This window comes from Bradyrhizobium sp. AZCC 2289, assembly GCF_036924615.1.
Classification (GTDB): domain Bacteria; phylum Pseudomonadota; class Alphaproteobacteria; order Rhizobiales; family Xanthobacteraceae; genus Bradyrhizobium.
Map to the genome: position 1 here is coordinate 1,474,318 of NZ_JAZHRY010000001.1, position 18,557 is coordinate 1,492,874.

An 18,557-nucleotide genomic window follows, 5' to 3' on the forward strand; every position below is an offset into this window, starting at 1 on the left:
GCGGATGCACCTCGCGCCACCCCCGCCTTCGCCGGACTGTCAGGCGTAACCCTTGCTCTTCTTCCACTCGGCTTCGAGTTCGAGAATAGTCTTCCAGTCGCCGGGCTTCACGTCCGGCACGTAGGGCTCTTGCGGGATCGTCGTCCCCCAGCCGATCGCGTAGCCGATCAGGGTCTGATCCTCGGCCCGCATCGTCACGGTGCCATCGGCGCCGAACGGCGATTTGATGGTCAGGCCGCGCATCGCTTCCGCAATCTTCTTGCCGTCGGCAGAATTGGCTTTCTTCGACGCTTCGGCGATCAGCATGACTGCGGTAGCATTCTCCCACGACCAGTTGGTCGGGTACTCGTTGTATTTCGCCTTGTAGGCGTCGCCCCAGGCGGCGTTCTCCGCGGTCGCCGGATAGGTCTTGATGTAGCGGTTGCCGGAATGAATGCCCTTCGGCAGGTTCTTCACCACCGTGAGCGCGGTGTAATCAGCCATGTTGACGGCGAACACTTCCATCTGGCTGAACATCGCGTAGATATTGGCCTGATCGATATAAGAGGTGAGATCGCCGCCCCACAGGCAGGAATACAGCGCCTGCGGTTTCGCCTGCAGTATCTTGGTGACGACTTCCGTGTAGTCCGGCTGAAACAGCTTCGGCCAGGACTCGCTGATAATTTCGACATCGGGTGCGAAGCGCTTGAGATACAGCGTGAACTCGCCGGTGGTGTCGCGGCCGTAGGCGTAGTCGGGCGCGCAGGTTGCCCATTTCTTCAGGCCCTTGGTTTTAGCGATTGCCGCCGCCGCCGACGATCGAGTCGTGCACGCCCTGGCGCGCAGTGCGGAACGCATTGGGGATGTGCTGCTTCGGATCGGCGGTCAGTGCCGAGGTTTCCGAGTTAGTGTGAATGCAGAACACACCGAGATCGCGCGCGACTTCGTGCACGGCGAACGCGCCGGAGGATGCCTCGGCGTCGATCAGAAGCTCGCATCCGTCGGTGTTGACCAGTTCCCGGGCGACGCGCGCGGCTTCCTGCGGCGCCCCCTTGGAATCGCGGATCACCATTTCGATCTGCCGGCCGGCCAAGCCGCCCGCGGCGTTGACCTTTTCGACTTCCAGCATCACCGCGTTGCGCGATGAGGTTCCGAGTTGCGCCACGCGGCCGGACAGAATGGTCGGCATGCCGACCTTGATGGTTTTGGCTTGCGCGCGCGCCACCCATGGCGTCGCGAACGTCACTGCGCCGGTGCCCATCAGTGCAAGAGTCGAGCGGCGGCTAATGCCCGGTTTGCGGGTTCTCTGCATTTTCCCCTCCCTGTGGGTCGTATTCCCAGGAATCCCTGGCGGAGATCGTTCCGTCTCCATGTCCACAATGTTTTCAGAGCAAGGGGGGTGACGTCAAGCCAAAGATGAATTACGAGTCATAATTCATATAGGGTGAAACGAGGCCGAAAGCGGCCCTTTTGAGCGGCGAATGATCAATCTTTCGAGCTTCATCGCGTTTCACGCCCGGCGGACCCCGGACCGCTGCGCGCTGAAATACCGTGGCGAAGACATTTCATACGCCGGCTTTGACCAGCGGATCTGCAAGGTGGGTGGCTGGCTGGCGTCGCAAGGGATCGGCGCCGGCGACGTCGTTGCGGTCCTGATGAAAAACAGTGCCGCGTTCCTCGAACTCGTGTTCGCGACCAGCCACATCGGCGCGGTGTTTCTGCCGATCAATTATCGCCTCTCCGCTGACGAGGTCGGCTATATCGTCGGCAATTCCGGCGCGCGCATTCTGATCGCAGACGAAGAACTCGCAGGTATCGCCGCGGGTGGCGTGCCGGTCGTGCTGCTCGACCAAGCCGCGCAATCGAGCGCCACACGGCTGGCGCCGGATATCGCGCCGGCGCCGATACAGCCGCGGCAGCCGCGCGACCTGATGCGGTTGATGTACACGTCAGGCACCACGGATCGCCCCAAAGGCGTGATGCTCACTTACGAGAACATCTACTGGAAATCGGCCGATCAGACGCTGGTGCTGGGGCTGAACGCGGATACGCGATTGCTGGTGGTCGGTCCGCTCTACCATGTCGGCGCGCTCGATCTGCCGGGGATCGCGGTGCTCTGGCAGGGCGGCATGCTCTCCATCCACCGCAATTTCGAACCGGAGCAGGCACTGGCCGCGATTGAATCGGAAAAGCTGAACGCCGCCTGGTTCGCCCCTGTGATGACCTCGGCGATCCTCACCTGCCCTGCTCGTCAACGCTATGACGTCTCCAGCCTGCGGTGGGCAATCGGCGGCGGCGAGAAGACGCCGGAGGTACGTATCCGCGCCTTCTCCGAATATTTTGCAAATGCCCGTTACATCGACGCCTACGGACTGACGGAGACCTGCGGCGGCGACACCTTTATGGAGGCCGGACGCGAGATCGAAAAGATCGGCTCGACGGGCCGCGCCATCGCCCATGTCGAGATCGAAATCCGCGACGATCAGGGCAATCGTCTCGCACCCGGCGAAAACGGTGAGATCTGCCTGCGGGGACCGAAGGTCACGCAGGGCTACTGGAGAGATCCGGAGAAAACCGCGGCCGCCTTTTTCGGCGACTGGTTTCGCAGCGGCGACGTCGGCTATCTCGATCAGGACGGCTTCCTCTATCTCACCGATCGCAAGAAAGACATGATCATCTCTGGCGGCGAGAACATCGCCTCCTCCGAGGTCGAACGTGTCATCTACGAACTGCCGCAAGTCCGCGAAGTCGCCGTCATCGGCCTGCCGGATGAACGCTGGGGCGAAAAGCCGGTCGCGATCGTGGTGCTGGCGGAGAACACCGCGCTGGAATTGCCCGATCTGACCGACCACTGCCGTGCACGATTAGCCGGCTTTAAAATCCCGAAGCAGTTGATCATCCGCGACAGCCTGCCGCGCAACCCATCCGGCAAGGTGCTCAAGCGCGTGCTGCGCGCCGAACTGGAGGCCCACGCATGACGCAAACCTCGCAAGCATCCGGCAAGGTCACAAAGCTCAACCGCGTCGAGCGCAACGCATGGACCAAGCGCAAGATATTCGACGCCGCAACCAAGGTCGTCGGCAAATATGGTTATGCCGAGGCCTCCGTCGCCCGCATCACGGAAGCTGCCGGCGTCGCACAGGGCACGTTCTACAATCATTTCGAAAACCGCCAGGAACTGCTCGATCAATTGCTGCCGAAGATCGGCACCGACATGGTGCGCTTCATCCGCGAGCGGACCGGCACGCCGCAAACCGCGCGGCAGGAAATCGAACGCTTCAGCGCTTTCTTCGATTTCATCCGCGAGGTACCGGAATTCCTGCGCATTCTCAACGAGGCTGAATTCTTTGCGCCAGTCGGCTACCAGAAGCATTTCGACAACATTTCGACCGCCTATGTCCGCATTCTGAAACGCGCGCGGCTTGCCGGCACCATCGAGGGCTACCGCGACGAGGAGTTCGAAGCGGTCGTTCAAATGTTGATGGGCGCGCGCGGTTATCTCAGCCGGCGCTACTCCTATTCCGACGGCGCAGTCACCGCCGTGCCCGATCACGTCATCACGGCCTATCAAAAGCTGATTACCCGTGGGCTGTTCAATGTGCCCGACAACGGAAACGGCCATGACCGCTGACGGCATTGTCCTCGTCACCGGCGGCTGCCGCGGCATCGGTGCCGCGACTGCAACGCTTCTGGCCGATCAAGGCCGGCGCGTGGTGATATCAGATATCGCGCCCGAGCCGCTCGCGGGAACGCAGACGATCCTTTGGCCCGCCCCGTTCGATGTCGCCAGCGAAAGCGCCGTGGTCAGCGGCATCGCCGATATCGAGGCCGCGCACGGCCCGATCACAGGCCTCGTCAATGCCGCCGGCGTGTTCGGCAAGATGCATCCGGTCGAACAGGTACGGATGGACCAATGGGATCGTGAGCTCAACATCGATCTGCGCGGCACGTTTTTGGTCGCCCGCAGCGTCGGCGTGCGCATGGCGCAGCGGCGGCATGGCGCCATCGTCAATGTCGCGTCCATCGCCGGCATGACGTCCGGCCCGATCCACGCCTACACCGCCGCCAAAGCCGGCGTCATTCAGATCACGCAGACGCTTGCGGCCGAATGGGGCCGCGTCGGCGTGCGCGTCAACGCCGTTTCACCGGGATTTACCCGCACCGTCGCACTCGAGGCCGGCATCGCTTCGGGCGCGCTGAACAAGGATCTGCTTGCACACCCCACGGCGATGAACCGGCTGGTCGAGCCGGTCGAGGTGGCGCAGGCGATCGCCTGGCTGCTCTCGCCGATGAGCAGCGGCGTGACCGGCATCAATCTGCCGGTCGATGCCGGATTCATCGCAGGCACCACATGGGCCGCCTATGGCGGTTTGCCGGAAGCACCGGAAGCGTAAGAGGACACGGACATGAACATCGAGGTACCGCGCGAGAAGCTCGATCTGTCGTCGGCGATCGCCGAAGGCGATATCCGCGTCCTGCTGATGGTGCTGGTGCACATGACCGGTGACGCGCGCTGGCTGGAGCCGCCCTACAAGCCCCGGCGCGATGTCCGCCTGATCCCCGATCCCCAGGCCGGTTTGCCGCCGAAAATCCAGGACGAAATCCGCGCCGCGGTGCTGAACCTGTTTTCGAAAGGTGAACCCAAGCCCGTCATTACTGATCCCGGCAACGAATTGATGCTGAGAATGATGCGCGCAACGCTAGGCGAAAACGTCGCGCCGGAATATGCGCCGCTGATGCGCGAGGAGATGGGCTTCATCCCCCGCGACGCGCGCTGGACCAGGCGCCCGCCCAGTGAGGCGCTGGCGCAGCAGCATGTGCTGATCGTCGGCGCCGGCGTCTGCGCCATTGCGCTTGGCGTCGCGCTCGGCCGGCTCGGGATTCCCTACACCATTGTCGAGAAGAACGATGAGCTTGGCGGCACCTGGTACGTCAATCGCTACCCCGGCTGCGGCGTCGATACGCCGAACCATTCCTATTCCTTCTCGTTCGGCGCGCGAAACCCGTGGACACGGTATTTCGCGCAGCGTCAGGAGTTGCTCGATTACCTCAGGAAGGTTGCGCTCGAATACGACATCCGCAGCCGCATCCGCCTCAACACGGAACTGATCGCCTCGCGCTGGGACGAAAGCAAGCGACGCTGGATTTCGACTCTGAAGACCGGAGATGGCGAGGAGACGTTTGAATCGACCACGCTTGTCAGTGCGATCGGGCAGCTCAACGACCCCTCGCCCGCGCATTTCAAGGGCGAGGAAAATTTTCAGGGCACGATGCTGCACTCCGCGTTGTGGTCCGATGACATCCAGCTCGACGGCAAGCACGTTGCCGTCATCGGCACCGGCGCAACCGCGATGCAGCTGGTGCCGGCGATCGCCGATCGCGTCGCGTCGGTCACGGTCTATCAGCGCACCGCGCAATGGGCGCGGCCGGTCGCGGGCTATTCCGATCCGATCACCGAGGGGGCGCAATGGCTGCTCGCGCATCTGCCGTTCTACGTGCAGTGGTACCGCTTCAACATGTTCTGGCGTTACGGCGACGGCTTGCTGCCGTTTCTGCGCAAGGACCCGGACTGGCCGCACCCCGATCGCGCTGTCAACAAGGGCAACGACCGGCATCGCGAGGAACTGACCGATTTCATCCTGTCCGAACTGAAGGAGCGCCCCGACCTGATCGAGAAATGCGTGCCGACCTATCCGCCCTATGGCAAGCGCATCCTGCTGGACAATAACTGGTTCAAGACGCTGACCAAGCCCAACGTCGAGCTGGTCACCGACAGGATCGACCATTTCGCGCGCGATGGCATCGTTGCATCTGATGGGAAATTGCGGCCGGCCGACATCATCGTGATTTCGACGGGTTTCAAAGTCTCGGAAATGGCGGCGCGCCTCAACATCAGTGGACGCGACGGCAAGAATCTCAAGGCAGCCTGGGCCAACGACAATCCCACTGCCTATCTCGGCCTTACCGTACCGGACTTTCCGAACCTCTTCCTGATGCTTGGTCCCAATTCCGGTCCGGCACATGGCGGCAGCGTGATCTTTCAATCGGAGTGTCAGAGCCGCTACATCTCAGCGTGCCTCGTCGAGATGATCGAGCATGGCATCGCCGCGATCGACGTTCGCTACGACGCGCACGATCAATACATCCGGCAAGTGGACGCCGAGCATGAGCAGCTGATCTGGACGCATCCGGGCATGACGACGTACTACCGCAACAATCAGGGCCGGGTTTTCTCGGCGATGCCGTGGCGGTTCGTGGACTACTGGAAAATGACCCACGATCCCGACTTCAGCCAGTATCGCCAGACCAAGGCCTGAGCTCGATCGGCCGCATGTTTCGCGTGTGGATAGTGAGGCCGGCGGTGGAACTCAAGCGGGTTCCGTCCGACTTAACTTGACACCCGACGATATCTGCCGCAGCATTTCGATGCTGCGCCCATCGGGGTAGCGGAGCATCTGGCTCCTCGCTTCGCGGGTAATGACGCCCGATCATATGATCGAACGGCAGGCAGCGGACGCGGACAGTTGTCCGTGGGGACCACACTTGGAGAGGAGCATGATGCCACCGGCTCAGGCCAGTGACCTTGCTCAACGGCAAGGTCTCGGCGCATAGAGGTGAACAGCAGCTGCTCGCCCCCGTTGCGCCGCCAACAATCCAAACATCATATCCACGGGATCGGAACGCAAAGGCCACGCGGTGTTCGATCTTGAAAATGAACTGATGTCTATCAGAGATCCTTCGCCTAAAACGAAGATGTAGGGCCCCGCGATGCTTGAATGCACCGGGGCCCATTCGTTTTGGCGCAAGTTCTGCTGACTTCAAATCTTCTGATTCCAAATCTGCTAACACCAGATCAGTCGACCGCTCTCCCACATCAATGATCGCGCCTGCAGATTGCATCCCTGGTCCGGATCGGGAAGGATCGTTCGATCGGAACGAGGACCGGCGATGGCCAATCCGCGCGTGCGCATCTACACCGACTACAAGAGTCCTTATGCGTTTGTAGCCAACAAGCGGTTGTTCGAGCTGGAAGAAAAATACGGCGTCGAACTGGAATGGCTGCCCTATACGTTGCGCGTCGCCGAATTCATGGGAACGGTGGAAGAGCGGACGCCGCATTTCTGGCGCAAGGTGCGTTACGCCTATATGGACGCGCGGCGCTATGCCAACGCCCAGGGCCTCACCATGAAAGGCCCGCGGCGCATTTATGACGCCTTCTATTCCAGCGCCGGCATGTTGTTCGCGCAACGTCACGGCTTGTTCCGGCCCTACCATGACACGGTGTTCCGCCGCTTCTGGAGCCACGACCTCGAAATCGACGAGCTCAGTGATATTTCGGGCGTGATCGCTTCGGTCGGCGGCTCGGCGAGCGAGTTCGAGGCTTACGTCCGCGGCCCGGCGCGGGCCGAGCATGACCGCATCATCGACGAAGCGGAGACGCTCGGCGTATTCGGCGTGCCGACCATGGTGTTCAACGGCGAATTGTTCTGGGGCGGCGATCGCATCGACATGCTGATCGAGCGCATCAAAAACCCGGAATCCATCGCGACCGCGCTGGGTAGCCGGCATCGGACATGAGACGCCCGCCGCGTTTCGAATCTGTTTACCATCCTTGGCTACCCTGCGGGATGGTTGAAACGCCGGAACCGAGGCATGTTCCGAGAAAGCCTCCCGATCGCCTATGACGCGCCTGCCGACCTGAAAAAGTGGCCTTCGCTCAGGAACGAGCGGGTTACCAGCAAGACGCCGTATCTCGTTTACAACGGCACGCTGGCGGACTGCATCAGGGAACTGCTGGCCAAGCCGATCAAGCAAATCTCGCTCTACGACATTTTCACAGAACGCCAGCCGGCGTTCGACCGCCCTGTCCTGTCGCCCGGCGACGCCGCCGAAATCGCGATGCGCAAGGATTTTCCAAAGTGCTGAGCCGCTCATTTGGCGATCAGGTGTTCCCAGCAATCGGTACGCTCCAGCACGGGTCTTAGCGCCGCCCGGTCTTCCGCATTGAGCGCGGCAAATTTTTCGCGAAGTTGCTGCAGGCATTTGACCTGATATTTGAACGGCGCCAGGGTGTATGGCAAACCCCAAGCGCTGATCTCCAGCCGATCGACGCCCTTCGCAAAGGCTTCCGCATTGGCGACCAGGAACGGTAAATAGAGTTCGCCGGCAATTTGGAGCAACGCCTCGGCCATTCCACCAAGCGCACGCTCGCGCGGATACCACTCGCCTTCAACGCCAGAGGCATCATCCAGCCGCCGTATCCAATGATCGGTGAACGGCGCCTTCGCGCGCATGATCCGCATCGGCGTCGGATCAGTCGCCATTTCGCTGAGCTGGCCGAACCAGGCAAAATCCGCCAGCGACGGTCGGCTGCCGAACAGATAGCTGTTCATGCCGACATGCGGCTCGAATGCCGCCAGCACCCTTAAGTAGCTTTCCTCGAGCAGCGGCCTGTTTTCCGCCGTCGCGCCGAGGATGACCATGCGCGAAATCTGCCGCAGGCGGAATTGCTCGATCTCTTCAGCGCTGCCGGTCGCAGCCTCCGACACCGACCACTCCTCGCCGGCCCAGCGCGAGACATAGGCCTGATCCTCCGGATCCCACCACCGGTACAGAAACAGCGGCTTTACTGCCCATTCGTCGGCGAGGTCTTCCAGGAGATCGCAGACGAACCCAACCGCCTTGTCTTCTGGAATGACAGAACGTGCCCGATGACGCGCTTCCAGATCGTAGGCCAGCGTCGTGGTCTCGCCACGGAACGTGCCGTCGGGATATTGCAGCACCGGGATCAGGTTCGGGCGCAGATGCTCGGTCGCCTTTCGCAGCGCCTTGGTCATGATGATCCAGTCGAAGGGAATCCTCCGATAGCGCATCAGCGCGCGCAGTTTGATGGCGTAGGGCGACGCGGTCGATCCGATCAGGCGATAGCGTCCTTCGGTCATCGCAGTGCTCTCTTGATAGGTCAGGCAGGAAACGCCGGATCGCCGTAAGGATAATACTGCGTGAGGTCGACGTGCTCATACGCCAGCTTGTCGAGGCGGGTCGTTCCGAGGAACGGCTGCTCCGGCTCGACCAGCAGGATCGTCCTGGCAAAACCGTTGTCGTCAAAGCCGCGCCGGAAATGAACCCGCGATTTGATCGCCATGACCTCGAACGCGCTGATGTCCAGTCCCAGCGCCTTCAATGAAAACGGCTCCATGATCTGCATCAGGTACGTGGTGAGGATCAGCACGTTGTTGCGGCCGAACCGGACGCAGACCCAGAATTGGCCGTAGCCTTCGACCGCGTTCATGATCGTTCCCTGGATGCGCACGGGATCGCCGGCGGATTCATCGGCGAAGCCACCTATCTCCATGTCAAAACTGTCACCGGCCTTGGCGCCCATCGCCTTGAGCGCGGTAGTGGCCTTGGCGTCGGCGATGGTCGCAATCAGCGTGTTGGAAAGATCCTGCGCCACGATCTCCCGAAGCAGCCAGGTCGCATAGCCGGAGCGGTCGCTGTGATCGGCCAACACCACCGGCGTGTTGCCGCTGGCCACGGCTAGCTTCGCCAGCGTGACGCCGTCCGCGATGGTGTGGATTTTCGTGGATGTCAGCAGCGCCTCGCGCTGCCGCCAGATCGCGTTCGAAAGATCGCGGCCGATACGTTCAGCAAGTTCAGGATTTCCGTTGGTCAGCGCCTGCACCGTCATGCCGACGTCGGGCACATCGGCAAACGGAAAACCGAAGAAGACATTCACATATACGTCCGGCTCGCGCGCTTCCCAGACCAACGCGCGCTGCACCAGATCCATCCACGGCAAGGCACCGGTCCACTGCAGGACCGTGGGTGAGATGACGGGAACGCGGATGGTCACGTGCGCAGGCTTGTAGTCACCCCGGATCGCCCGCACCAGCATGCGCGCCGCGCGCTCGCCCTGCAGATATTCGTCGTAATGCGGGAAGTATTTCACCGTGAACGCCATATCGGCATGTTGCAAAAACGCCTCATCCTCGTTGCCGTGCAGGTCGAAGGTCGCGGCAATGAAGGCCTTCGGCCCGACCGCTTCGCGAACCCGCCGCGCCAGTTCGGCCTCCGGCCTCGGCACGCCGCGCACCGCCATGGCACCATGCAGGCAGAGATAGACGCCGTCGAACGGACCGTCAGTCTTGATGCCGGCAATCATCCTGGCGACGAAGGTCTCGAAGGCCTGTTCGGTGATCCAACCCGATCCGGTGCCTGTCCTGGGCCACAACGGCGATTCAATTCCGACCAGTTCGACGCCGTCGAACTCCCGCGCCAGCTTCACAAAGCCGCCCATATAGGATTTCGGATACGATCCCAGCAACGCCTCGCCGCTGGCCGGCGACCCCGGATAGATGAAGTCGTCGAGGGTCGTGTCGTTCTTCAGGAACGTCACGGTTTCATGGGAAAAATGCAGCACGGCGATACGGATGGAACGGTTGGTCTGCGCGACGATCGCTTCGATCAAGATGGGATGCTCGCCTTGCTCGAAGAGGTGCTCGGATCAGGGGCGGCAGCCGGTAATGCCCTCGTCAGATTTGTGTCACGCGTGGAACCGTCCCTGGTGGACAAGGCAGGCGAAGATAACTGGTTGGAATACGAGACGCGCGTCAACTACGCGGTCTCCAAATACAACGATCCGGTAATCTGCACCTACGATCTGACGAACTTCAGTGCCAGCTTGGTGATGGACATGTTGCGGGTTCACCCCGTCGTGATTGTCGGAGGGGTGCTCCAGGAGAACCCGTTCTTTGTTCCTCCAGACCAGTTCCTCCTTGAACTCCGAGAGAGAAAATCGGCTCGGCGCAGCGCGATCCAAGCACATTGATAGTGATGGCTGACGAGAATCGCCGGCTGCGAGCAGCGCTTCGGGATTTAGTCGCACTTTCGACCATCCCGGCGGGGTGGATCGGGATCGCACCGCGCACGATCGCCGCCGGACTAGCCGATATACTGGTGGGGTCGTTGGGTTTTGATTTTGCGTTCGTACGCTTGCTCGATCCCACCGGAGGGGTAACGATCGACGTCACGAGTGGATGCGCCACCAGGGAATTTTTAGACTGGCTGCAGGCCCAATTTTCTACTTTCGATGGGTCTTTGCGTAGGCAGATCATTCCAAATGTTATTAGCTTTGACGACAGACTGAAATCGCTCCGCGGTATCATTATTCCTCTTGGGTTCAACGCTGACGCTGGTCTTGTAGCCATCGGCTGTGAGCGTAGCAACTTCCCAACCGAAAATGACAGGATGCTGCTCACAGTGGCTGCTAATCATGCGGCGACAGCCTTCCGCAGCGCGAACTTGATTAATGAACGGCGCCGGGCTGAGGAGGAAGTTCGCAAAGCCCGCGACGAACTTGAGATGACGGTGATGGAAAGGACGGCTGAATTGCAGCGGACAATGGCTGAGCTGGTCCACATGAATCGCCTAGCGGCAGCGGGCGTCCTTTTAGCGTCCATTGCTCATGAGATCAATCAGCCACTAACCGGGATTGTAGTGCAAGCCAGTGCCGCCCGACAATGGCTTGCATTGAGAGAGCCAAGCATAGAAAAGGCGCGAGACGCGCTGGATCAAATCGAAAGGGATGGTCTCCGTACAGGTGAAATCATCGCAAGCCTTCGCGGAATGTTCAAAAAGGAAACGCAGGCGAGAAACCCAATCGACATTAACGAGCTGATCTTCACGGTTCTTGCTATTGTGCGCCACGAGTTGCAGAGGCATGGAGTAGAGCTGCGCACAGAACTCGATGAATCACTCCCGGCCTTGGAAGGCGACAGAGTTCAATTGCAGCAAGTCGTATTAAACTTGGTCATGAACGCCATTGAGGCGATGCAGACGGGAGCGCTGCGAATATTGAGCATACGATCCTGCGTTAGCAAACCAAATTTTGTTCACGTGGCCGTCGAGGATACCGGCACGGGTATCGCCCCATCCAACCACGATCGTATTTTCGACCCGATGTTCACGACCAAAGAGCGTGGTATGGGAATTGGCCTTTCCATCTGCCATTCTATTATCGAAAGCCATAACGGCCGTATTTGGGTGACGCGGGGAATCGACAAGGGCTCGATTTTCCAATTTGAGTTGCCGACGAACGTCGGCCAAGGTGATCAAGTTCACCAACGTCATGCCTGAATAGCGACGCGCGTTGCATAACGTGCCGATAGGCGAAATCTAGCTGTAGACGCCGGCCCACGGAGCATCAATGGCATCGGTGGCAACGCAAAATCTGATCAATATGGTCGCAGTCACTGCCGTCTCGGGGCGGTGCTGCTCGCCCTTCGGGCCGCCAGGCATTTTTAGGCTGGGCGGATTCGCGGATGAGGCGTTACGGAATTTTGTCATCATGCACTGCAGCCAGGCTGGCCTCCGATCCGCACGAAGCCGTTCACAACTCGCGCTTCGCGAGCGACCAGACGAAAAACCGTGATGCCTGAGATGATTGGCGGAACAACGAAACACCACACCCCGAACCGGGCATAAAGCAGAGCCGCGCCCGCGTAGCCGACGGCATACGTGGACCGTAGCCGGCAAAGCCGCCTTGATGACCGTCTTAGCGGTGGGCGGCTTGCACCGGTGGTTCGTCATACCCTTTGCGGCTGCTGTAAAAGATAAGCGCCATCAAACCGACGCCGACGACCAAGGAGAAAATGACGCCCAATGCCATGCCGACGTAACCCGACGTCGGCACGTCGGTATCGTTGCTGGTTCAGCCGAACTAGCCGATGATACCACCGGCGACCAGGAAGACCTCGCGATCTTCTCGGACGGTCTGTGTGGAGCGGGGCTCCCGGAGTGATGGTCACTTGATATGTCCGCTTTGTGCCTGGGAGCCCGAAGGGAGGTCACTCCGGCAGCCCTGCCATCCGCAGGCCGGTCGTGAATTGGGCGAGATGCTCCGGCCGCCGGATCGGAATCCAGCCTTCGAGACCAGAGATACGAAACGTGGGATCCAGCTTCCGCAAATGTTCTACGGCAGTCCGTGCTTGCTCAGTTCGGCCGGCGATCGCGTGACTTGCGGCGTTAATGGCAACGACAGCCAAGAAGGTCGGCGCTTCCCTGAACGATTGCTCGGCCCAGGAGGAGGCCATATCAAAGCGCCCCGCAAACAAATGCGACAGCGCCATACCTGCCTGCATCCGGAACATCTCCGGATCGAGCGGGCTGAAACGCATCGCGCGCGTAAGAAATTCGATGGCGGCTTCGGGGTCACCGCGCACCGTTCTGAGAAAGCTGCCCAGGAACCAGGCCGCCGCCAGATTCGAGTTGAGCACCAGCGCCCTGTCGATCAGCGCGATGCCGCCATCCAGTTCGCCGGCGAGATGGGCAAGCGCATGTCCGCCCCGCGTGAGCGCGACGGCGTCGTCCTTGCCCAATTCCACCGCGAGGCGCGCCAATCGAACGCCTTCGGCGATTTCCTGCGGGTCATCCAGCCATTTATCTTCCGCCAGAAATGACACCAGGCCGCCATTGCATGGGCGGAAGCAAACTCCGGATCGAGCTGAATGGCCTTGTAGAACAGCGGCAGCGCCTCGTCGATCGCCGCCCGTGTTCCCCGATGAAGGTGAGGCATGGCGCGCAAATAGTTATCGTAGGCATTGAGATTTCCGGTCGGCTTCCGCGTGGCACGCTCGATCTCCGCCCGCTCGAGCTGGGAGGCGATCGCTCCGACGATGCTGGTCGCGATTTGATCCTGAAGCTCGAAGATATCGTCGAGTGTTCCTGCGAATCGATCGGCCCAAAGGTGGGTGCCGGTCGACGCATCGACGAGCTGTCCCGTGATACGAATCCGGTTTTCGGACTGGCGTACACTGCCTTCGACGACATAGCGCACGCCAAGCTCGCGCCCCACCTGTTTCTCGTCCACCGTCCTGCCCTTGTAGGTGAAACTCGAGTTGTGCGCGATCACGAACAGCCAGCGAATGCGCGACAAGGCCGTGATGATCTCCTCGACAATCCCGTCGGCAAAATAATCTTGCGCGACGTTGCCACTGAGATTCCGGAACGGCAGGATCGCGATCGACGGGGAATCGGGCAGGGCTAGAGCAGGCGCGAGCTTCTCACCCGCGATGTCCGGGGCCGTGACCGGGATACTGGAAGGGCCATGTCGACAGCCTGTCGCCGGCGAGTGGCCTGGAATTCGCGCTGCTGCCGCCGGACAACGCCACCGGCAACTTCACCAAGATCGTGCAGCGCGTGCCGGTGAAGATCGTGCTCGACGGCCAGAGCCTGAACGGCCTGCTGCGCCCGGGCATGTCGGCCGTGCCGACCGTCAACACCAAGGCCGCATACGCCTTGGGCTCCAATCCGCCCTACGGGTTGGCGTACCCTGCACATTTACGGCAGGGTTGCCAGCGGGGTTTTCCGCGAGGCTCACATGCGGAGTGCAGCGCACTCATGCAAGGGACTGCGATTAACCCGCCTTGCGTCCGTGGTGGCTGTGCAGTTGCGATGACAGCAGGCGCCGCCACTCGTTGAACTCGTTGCTCGCAGTATCGCGCGGCCGCGGCAGATCGATGCTGTATTCGTTGTCGATCCGGCCGGGCCCGGGCGACATCACCACGACCCGGTCGGCCAGAAAGATCGCCTCGTCGATTGCATGGGTGACGAAGAGAACGGTGAGACCGGTTCGCGACCATATCTCGACCAGTTCGTCCTGCAGCCGCTCGCGTGTCATCGCATCCAGCGCGCCGAACGGCTCATCCATCAGCACGATTTCGGCATCATTGGCCAGCACGCGGGCGATCGCGACGCGCTGCTTCATGCCGCCAGAAAGCTGGTGCGGATAGACGTCGGCGAAATTCTGCAAGCCCACGAGCTCGATGAAATGATCCGAGGTCTCGCGAATTTCAGCCTTGGTGCGGCCCCGCGATTTCGGACCGAAACCGATATTGTCGCGGACATTGAGCCAGGGAAACAGCCCGTAATCCTGAAACACCATGCCGCGGCTCGGGCCCGGCCCCGATATCGGCATGCCCCACATCAAGGCATCGCCATGGGTTGCGGCCTCAAAGCCCGCGGCCATACGCAGCAGCGTGGATTTTCCGCAGCCCGATGCGCCGATCAGGCAGATGAACTCGCCTTTCTTGACGCGCAGATTGGCGCCGCGCAGCGCCTCGATCGCCCGCCCGTTCTGCGAATAGATCTTGCCGACGTTCTTCATTTCCAGGATCGGAATCGTGGCTTCAGCCATGCGACGGACTCCAGGCCAGCAACCGACGCCCGATCAGCATCACCAGCTGGTCGGACAGAAAGCCGAACGCGCCGATCACGATCATGCCGGAAATCACAATCTCGGTGCGCGAGAGCTGGCGTGCTTCCATGATGATGGCGCCCAGCCCCGTTTGCACGCCGGTCATCTCGCCGACGACAATCACGACCCACGCAAACCCCAGTCCGAGCCGCATCCCGGTGAAGATCGACGGCAGTGCGGCGGGCAGCACGACGCGGAAGAACTGCGCCGACCCGGTGCAGCCGAGCATCGAAGCCGCCTCGAACAATCGCGGCTCGACCGAACGCACGCCAAAGATGGTGTTCACCAGAATGGGGTAGAACGCGCCGAGAAACACCAGAAAGAAGGCCGAGCGCGGCCCGAGCCCGAAGATGATCATCGCCAGCGGCAGCCACGCCGTGACCGGAACCGGACGGAGAATCTGGATGGTCGGATCGATCAATTCCCGAACCAGCGGCACGCGCCCGATCAGCATCCCGAGCGGCAGCGCCACGACCAGGGCCAGCGCAAAGCCGCCATAGACGCGGCTGATCGAGGCCAGCAGATGGATGTGCAGGGTCTTGCTGTAGGCATCGTCATTGATGCCGCCAAAGGCGAGATCCTTCAGCTCGAGCCAGACCTCGTAAGGCGGCGGGATCAAGCTAGCCGGCCGCCCCACCGTGGAAAAATGCCAGATCGCCAGCAGCACGGCCGGGAACGTGACCGCGAGCAGCAAAGGCCGCAGGCGCGGCCACCATACCGTCACCCACGACCTCTCGCGTGCGGAGGAAGTCTCATCCCCGGTATCGGACGTGAGCGTGGTCACGATCAGGTCGGTTTCACTGCATCGACAAAGCTGGTGTCGATGAAGGTTGCGAAATCGGGTATGCGCTTGATCTGCTTCAGCGCCAGCATGTGATCGGCGTAAATCTTCGATTCCTCGATTTCCTTCGGCCCCAGTCGCCACGTCAGCTCGACATTGGGGACCGAGGCTTCGATCGCTTCCTTCTTCTGCCCGAGCTTGCTGGACGCCATCGCGACCATGGCGTCCTTGTTGGTGGCGGCGTAGTCGGTCGCCCGCTGGTGGATGCCGATCATGACGCGGACCAGGTCCGGCTTCTCGGCGATCACGTCGCGGTGGGTGCCGAACACCATGTTGAGGGATCCCATCGCGGTCGAATAGGGATATTCGACCAGCGAACCGACACCACTGGACAAGGACACGCCGGGCCCCGGCTCGGCGCCGACATAGGCATCGATGTCGCCGCGCGACAGAGCGATATGCATTTCGCTGAAGGAGACACGAACCGGCTCGACATCCCTGATGGTCATGCCTTCCATCCGCAGCCGCTCCAGGAAGAAGACTTCCTGCGTGGTGCCCGGAAACACCGCGACGCGCTTGCCCTTGAGGTCCTTGATCGAGGCAATGCCAGAATCCTTCCTGGCGATGATGGCCATGCCGCGGTTGCAGGTCGAGGCGATCACCACGACCGGCTCGCCGGCCGCGGCGCCGAGCAGGGCTGCGGCGATGCCAAACGCGCCGAAATCGACCGACTTGGTCACCACCGCATTCTTGCATTCGGTCGGCGTCTCGAACGGCAGCACCTCGACCTTGTAGCCGGCGGGCACGAACTGCTCGTAGAAATAGGGCGCGATGGAGTGGATCAGCTTGAGCGCGCCGGCCCGGATGACGACCGGCTGGCCTTCGGCGCGCACGATCGCAGGCGCTGCGACAAGTCCGGCCCCAAGACCAGCAATGAATTCACGACGGCGGATCCTGGATGTCATCGGCACACTCCCTTGTTGCCTCAAATAAATGCAACAAACGTGCCGAGTGACGGTGTTTCGGGCCAAATTCGCCCGCGGTGGTGGCCTTAAATGACGCTTTTTGAGCCCTGCCGGGGATATCGATGCGGGTTCCCGGTTAACTCGTCTTTCGATGATGGCGATAGAGGATCGTTGCAAGGATCGTCGACGCGAGAATGTAGAAGATGATGACGTCGATGTTCGGGTGTCCCTCGACTAAAGCGAGCATGGCTATCCACTCCTCAGATGGCGTGGCTTCTTCTTCCCCTCGGGCGAGCCTTGATTTCCGGAATCTAGCCGTGAACCCGGTGCCCCGATAGCCGACTTTATGCGGAGGGCCGACGCAACAGCCGAAAGAAGTCCCGCACCTCCCGGACAAACAGGTCGGGCTGCTCGAAGGCCGCGAAGTGACCGCCCTTCGGCATTTCGTGCCAGTGCCGGATGTCGGTATAGCTCGCCTCCATCCAGCGCCGCACCGGTGCCACGATCTCCTTGGGAAAAACCGCCACGCCGCTGGGTATCGTGACCTTGTGGGCGGTCCGGCGTTTTGGCCCAAAACTCTCCCAATAGAGACGGGCGGACGAGGCGGCAGTCGCGGTCACCCAATACAGCATGACGTTATCGAGCAGTTCGTCGCGGCTGAGGATGTTTTCGGGATGCCCGTCGCAATCGGTCCAGGCCCAGAACTTTTCGAGGATCCAGGCCGCCTGCCCGCTCGGCGAGTCCGTCAGCCCGTAGCCCAGGGTTTGCGGCCGGGTCGATTGCTGCTTGGAATAGCCGGAATCCCAGTCGGCGTAATACTGGATTCCCTGCAGCGCCCGCGCCTCCTCCGGCGTCGGCTTGCCGTCGACGTTGGGCCGCGCACTCATGGCTAGCGTAATGTGGATGCCGGCGCAGTGCTCGCCGTCCTGCGCGCCGAGCGCGGTCGTCACCGCCGAGCCCCAGTCGCCGCCTTGCGCGCCGTACCTGACATAGCCGAGGCGATCCATCAGCACGGCCCAGCTTGATGCAATGCGATCGACGCCCCAGCCGGTGGTGGCCGGTTTGGCCGAGAAGCCGAAGCCGGGCAACGACGGGCAGACGACGTGGAACGCGTCGGCCGCGTTGCCGCCGTGGGCGGTCGGATCGGTCAACGGCTCGATCACCTTATGGAATTCAACCACCGAACCCGGCCAGCCATGGGTGATGATCAGCGGCATTGCTTCCGGATGTGGCGAACGGACGTGCAGAAAGTGAATGTCGAGCCCGTCAATCCCTGTCGTAAACTGCGCGAAGCGATTGAGCAGCGCTTCACGGCTGCGCCAATCGTACTGCTCAGCCCAATAACCGCAGACCTCCTGAATCCATTTCAGCGGCGCGCCCTGGCTCCAGTCATCGACCAGTTCGGCTTCCGGCCAGCGTGTCCTGCGCAATCTCGATTTCAAATCGTCGAGCACATCGTCGCCGACCGAGATGCGAAAGGGCTTGATGGCGGTGCTCATGGAATTTCCTTCAAAGCGTACGGCGAAGCACTGATCATGCTCCGCAGCTTGATGTCGGACAAGCCGCTCCTCGCTGC

At 61.3% G+C, this 18,557-nt stretch carries 14 protein-coding genes and 3 pseudogenes; 9 read left to right on the forward strand and 8 right to left on the reverse strand.

Translation table 11 applies throughout. The features are described from left to right. Window positions 1-39 precede the first annotated feature (39 nt). Window positions 40-1,291, reverse strand: a pseudogene (locus tag V1289_RS49560) (ABC transporter substrate-binding protein). Window positions 1,292-1,460: 169 nt separating this feature from the next. Here V1289_RS49560 and V1289_RS07335 point away from each other — a divergent pair. From V1289_RS07335 to V1289_RS07360, 6 genes are all read left to right on the forward strand, one after another. Further along, entirely contained in the window at window positions 1,461-2,957 is a 1,497-nt protein-coding gene (locus V1289_RS07335) for an AMP-binding protein (protein ID WP_334396307.1), read from the forward strand. Next, complete coding sequence (locus tag V1289_RS07340; RefSeq protein WP_334396308.1) at window positions 2,954-3,610, forward strand: TetR/AcrR family transcriptional regulator; 657 nt, start codon at window positions 2,954-2,956, stop codon at window positions 3,608-3,610. The genes V1289_RS07335 and V1289_RS07340 overlap by 4 nt, the downstream gene beginning before the upstream one ends. Then, window positions 3,600-4,373 (forward strand): SDR family NAD(P)-dependent oxidoreductase, encoded by a 774-nt coding sequence (locus tag V1289_RS07345; protein WP_334396309.1) that lies wholly within the window; start codon window positions 3,600-3,602, stop codon window positions 4,371-4,373. Before V1289_RS07340 ends, V1289_RS07345 begins: the two co-directional genes overlap by 11 nt. 12 nt (window positions 4,374-4,385) lie before the next feature. After that, window positions 4,386-6,296: a flavin-containing monooxygenase gene (locus V1289_RS07350; protein ID WP_334396310.1), complete on the forward strand. Its 1,911-nt coding sequence runs from the start codon at window positions 4,386-4,388 to the stop codon at window positions 6,294-6,296. A 631-nt stretch (window positions 6,297-6,927) separates the two neighbouring features. Beyond that, on the forward strand, window positions 6,928-7,557 hold the full coding sequence (locus V1289_RS07355; protein ID WP_334396311.1) for a 2-hydroxychromene-2-carboxylate isomerase: 630 nt from the start codon (window positions 6,928-6,930) through the stop codon (window positions 7,555-7,557). Between the two features lie 75 nt (window positions 7,558-7,632). After that, complete coding sequence (locus V1289_RS07360) at window positions 7,633-7,905, forward strand: hypothetical protein (protein WP_334396312.1); 273 nt, start codon at window positions 7,633-7,635, stop codon at window positions 7,903-7,905. A 5-nt stretch (window positions 7,906-7,910) separates the two neighbouring features. On the opposite strand, the gene V1289_RS07365 is transcribed toward V1289_RS07360, so the two are convergent. Both V1289_RS07365 and V1289_RS07370 read right to left on the reverse strand, forming a co-directional pair. Continuing rightward, on the reverse strand, window positions 7,911-8,921 hold the full coding sequence (locus V1289_RS07365; RefSeq protein ID WP_334396313.1) for a glutathione S-transferase N-terminal domain-containing protein: 1,011 nt from the start codon (window positions 8,919-8,921) through the stop codon (window positions 7,911-7,913). Between the two features lie 20 nt (window positions 8,922-8,941). Next, on the reverse strand, window positions 8,942-10,450 hold the full coding sequence (locus V1289_RS07370; RefSeq protein ID WP_334396314.1) for a M81 family metallopeptidase: 1,509 nt from the start codon (window positions 10,448-10,450) through the stop codon (window positions 8,942-8,944). A gap of 6 nt (window positions 10,451-10,456) precedes the next feature. Between V1289_RS07370 and V1289_RS07375 the strand changes: the two genes are divergently transcribed. Next, entirely contained in the window at window positions 10,457-10,810 is a 354-nt protein-coding gene (locus V1289_RS07375) for an MEDS domain-containing protein (RefSeq protein ID WP_334396315.1), read from the forward strand. 5 nt (window positions 10,811-10,815) lie between these two features. After that, window positions 10,816-12,117 carry a sensor histidine kinase gene (locus V1289_RS07380; RefSeq protein ID WP_334396316.1) on the forward strand — a complete coding sequence of 434 codons (1,302 nt, stop codon included), beginning with the start codon at window positions 10,816-10,818 and terminating at the stop codon, window positions 12,115-12,117. Between the two features lie 710 nt (window positions 12,118-12,827). Here V1289_RS07380 and V1289_RS07385 read toward each other — a convergent pair. Then, window positions 12,828-14,035 (reverse strand): annotated as a pseudogene (locus tag V1289_RS07385) (tetratricopeptide repeat protein); the annotation flags it as partial. A gap of 47 nt (window positions 14,036-14,082) precedes the next feature. Between V1289_RS07385 and V1289_RS07390 the strand changes: the two are divergent. After that, window positions 14,083-14,460 (forward strand): annotated as a pseudogene (locus V1289_RS07390) (HlyD family secretion protein); the annotation flags it as partial. On the opposite strand, the gene V1289_RS07395 reads toward V1289_RS07390, so the two are convergent. The 4 genes from V1289_RS07395 to V1289_RS07410 all read right to left on the reverse strand — a co-directional run bounded on the left by V1289_RS07395 (window position 14,396) and on the right by V1289_RS07410 (window position 18,480). Continuing rightward, window positions 14,396-15,175 carry an ABC transporter ATP-binding protein gene (locus V1289_RS07395; protein WP_334396317.1) on the reverse strand — a complete coding sequence of 260 codons (780 nt, stop codon included), beginning with the start codon at window positions 15,173-15,175 and terminating at the stop codon, window positions 14,396-14,398. The pseudogene V1289_RS07390 and the gene V1289_RS07395 overlap by 65 nt on opposite strands. Beyond that, on the reverse strand, window positions 15,168-15,959 hold the full coding sequence (locus V1289_RS07400) for an ABC transporter permease (protein ID WP_334407326.1): 792 nt from the start codon (window positions 15,957-15,959) through the stop codon (window positions 15,168-15,170). Before V1289_RS07400 ends, V1289_RS07395 begins: the two co-directional genes overlap by 8 nt. 62 nt (window positions 15,960-16,021) lie before the next feature. Further along, window positions 16,022-16,981 carry an ABC transporter substrate-binding protein gene (locus V1289_RS07405; RefSeq protein ID WP_334396318.1) on the reverse strand — a complete coding sequence of 320 codons (960 nt, stop codon included), beginning with the start codon at window positions 16,979-16,981 and terminating at the stop codon, window positions 16,022-16,024. 344 nt (window positions 16,982-17,325) lie between these two features. After that, window positions 17,326-18,480, reverse strand: a complete 1,155-nt coding sequence (locus tag V1289_RS07410; RefSeq protein ID WP_334396319.1) for an epoxide hydrolase family protein — start codon at window positions 18,478-18,480, stop codon at window positions 17,326-17,328. Window positions 18,481-18,557: the final 77 nt, after the last annotated feature.

What these genes read in the sequence shown, in the direction of transcription:
- V1289_RS07335 (WP_334396307.1), top strand. Translation starts at nt 1,461, where the DNA reads ATGATCAATCTTTCGAGCTTCATCGCGTTTCACGCCCGGCGGACCCCG.
- V1289_RS07340 (WP_334396308.1), top strand. Translation starts at nt 2,954, where the DNA reads ATGACGCAAACCTCGCAAGCATCCGGCAAGGTCACAAAGCTCAACCGC.
- V1289_RS07345 (WP_334396309.1), top strand. Translation starts at nt 3,600, where the DNA reads ATGACCGCTGACGGCATTGTCCTCGTCACCGGCGGCTGCCGCGGCATC.
- V1289_RS07350 (WP_334396310.1), top strand. Translation starts at nt 4,386, where the DNA reads ATGAACATCGAGGTACCGCGCGAGAAGCTCGATCTGTCGTCGGCGATC.
- V1289_RS07355 (WP_334396311.1), top strand. Translation starts at nt 6,928, where the DNA reads ATGGCCAATCCGCGCGTGCGCATCTACACCGACTACAAGAGTCCTTAT.
- V1289_RS07360 (WP_334396312.1), top strand. Translation starts at nt 7,633, where the DNA reads ATGTTCCGAGAAAGCCTCCCGATCGCCTATGACGCGCCTGCCGACCTG.
- V1289_RS07365 (WP_334396313.1), bottom strand. Translation starts at nt 8,921, where the DNA reads ATGACCGAAGGACGCTATCGCCTGATCGGATCGACCGCGTCGCCCTAC.
- V1289_RS07375 (WP_334396315.1), top strand. Translation starts at nt 10,457, where the DNA reads ATGCTCGCCTTGCTCGAAGAGGTGCTCGGATCAGGGGCGGCAGCCGGT.
- V1289_RS07380 (WP_334396316.1), top strand. Translation starts at nt 10,816, where the DNA reads ATGGCTGACGAGAATCGCCGGCTGCGAGCAGCGCTTCGGGATTTAGTC.
- V1289_RS07395 (WP_334396317.1), bottom strand. Translation starts at nt 15,175, where the DNA reads ATGGCTGAAGCCACGATTCCGATCCTGGAAATGAAGAACGTCGGCAAG.
- V1289_RS07405 (WP_334396318.1), bottom strand. Translation starts at nt 16,981, where the DNA reads ATGACATCCAGGATCCGCCGTCGTGAATTCATTGCTGGTCTTGGGGCC.
- V1289_RS07410 (WP_334396319.1), bottom strand. Translation starts at nt 18,480, where the DNA reads ATGAGCACCGCCATCAAGCCCTTTCGCATCTCGGTCGGCGACGATGTG.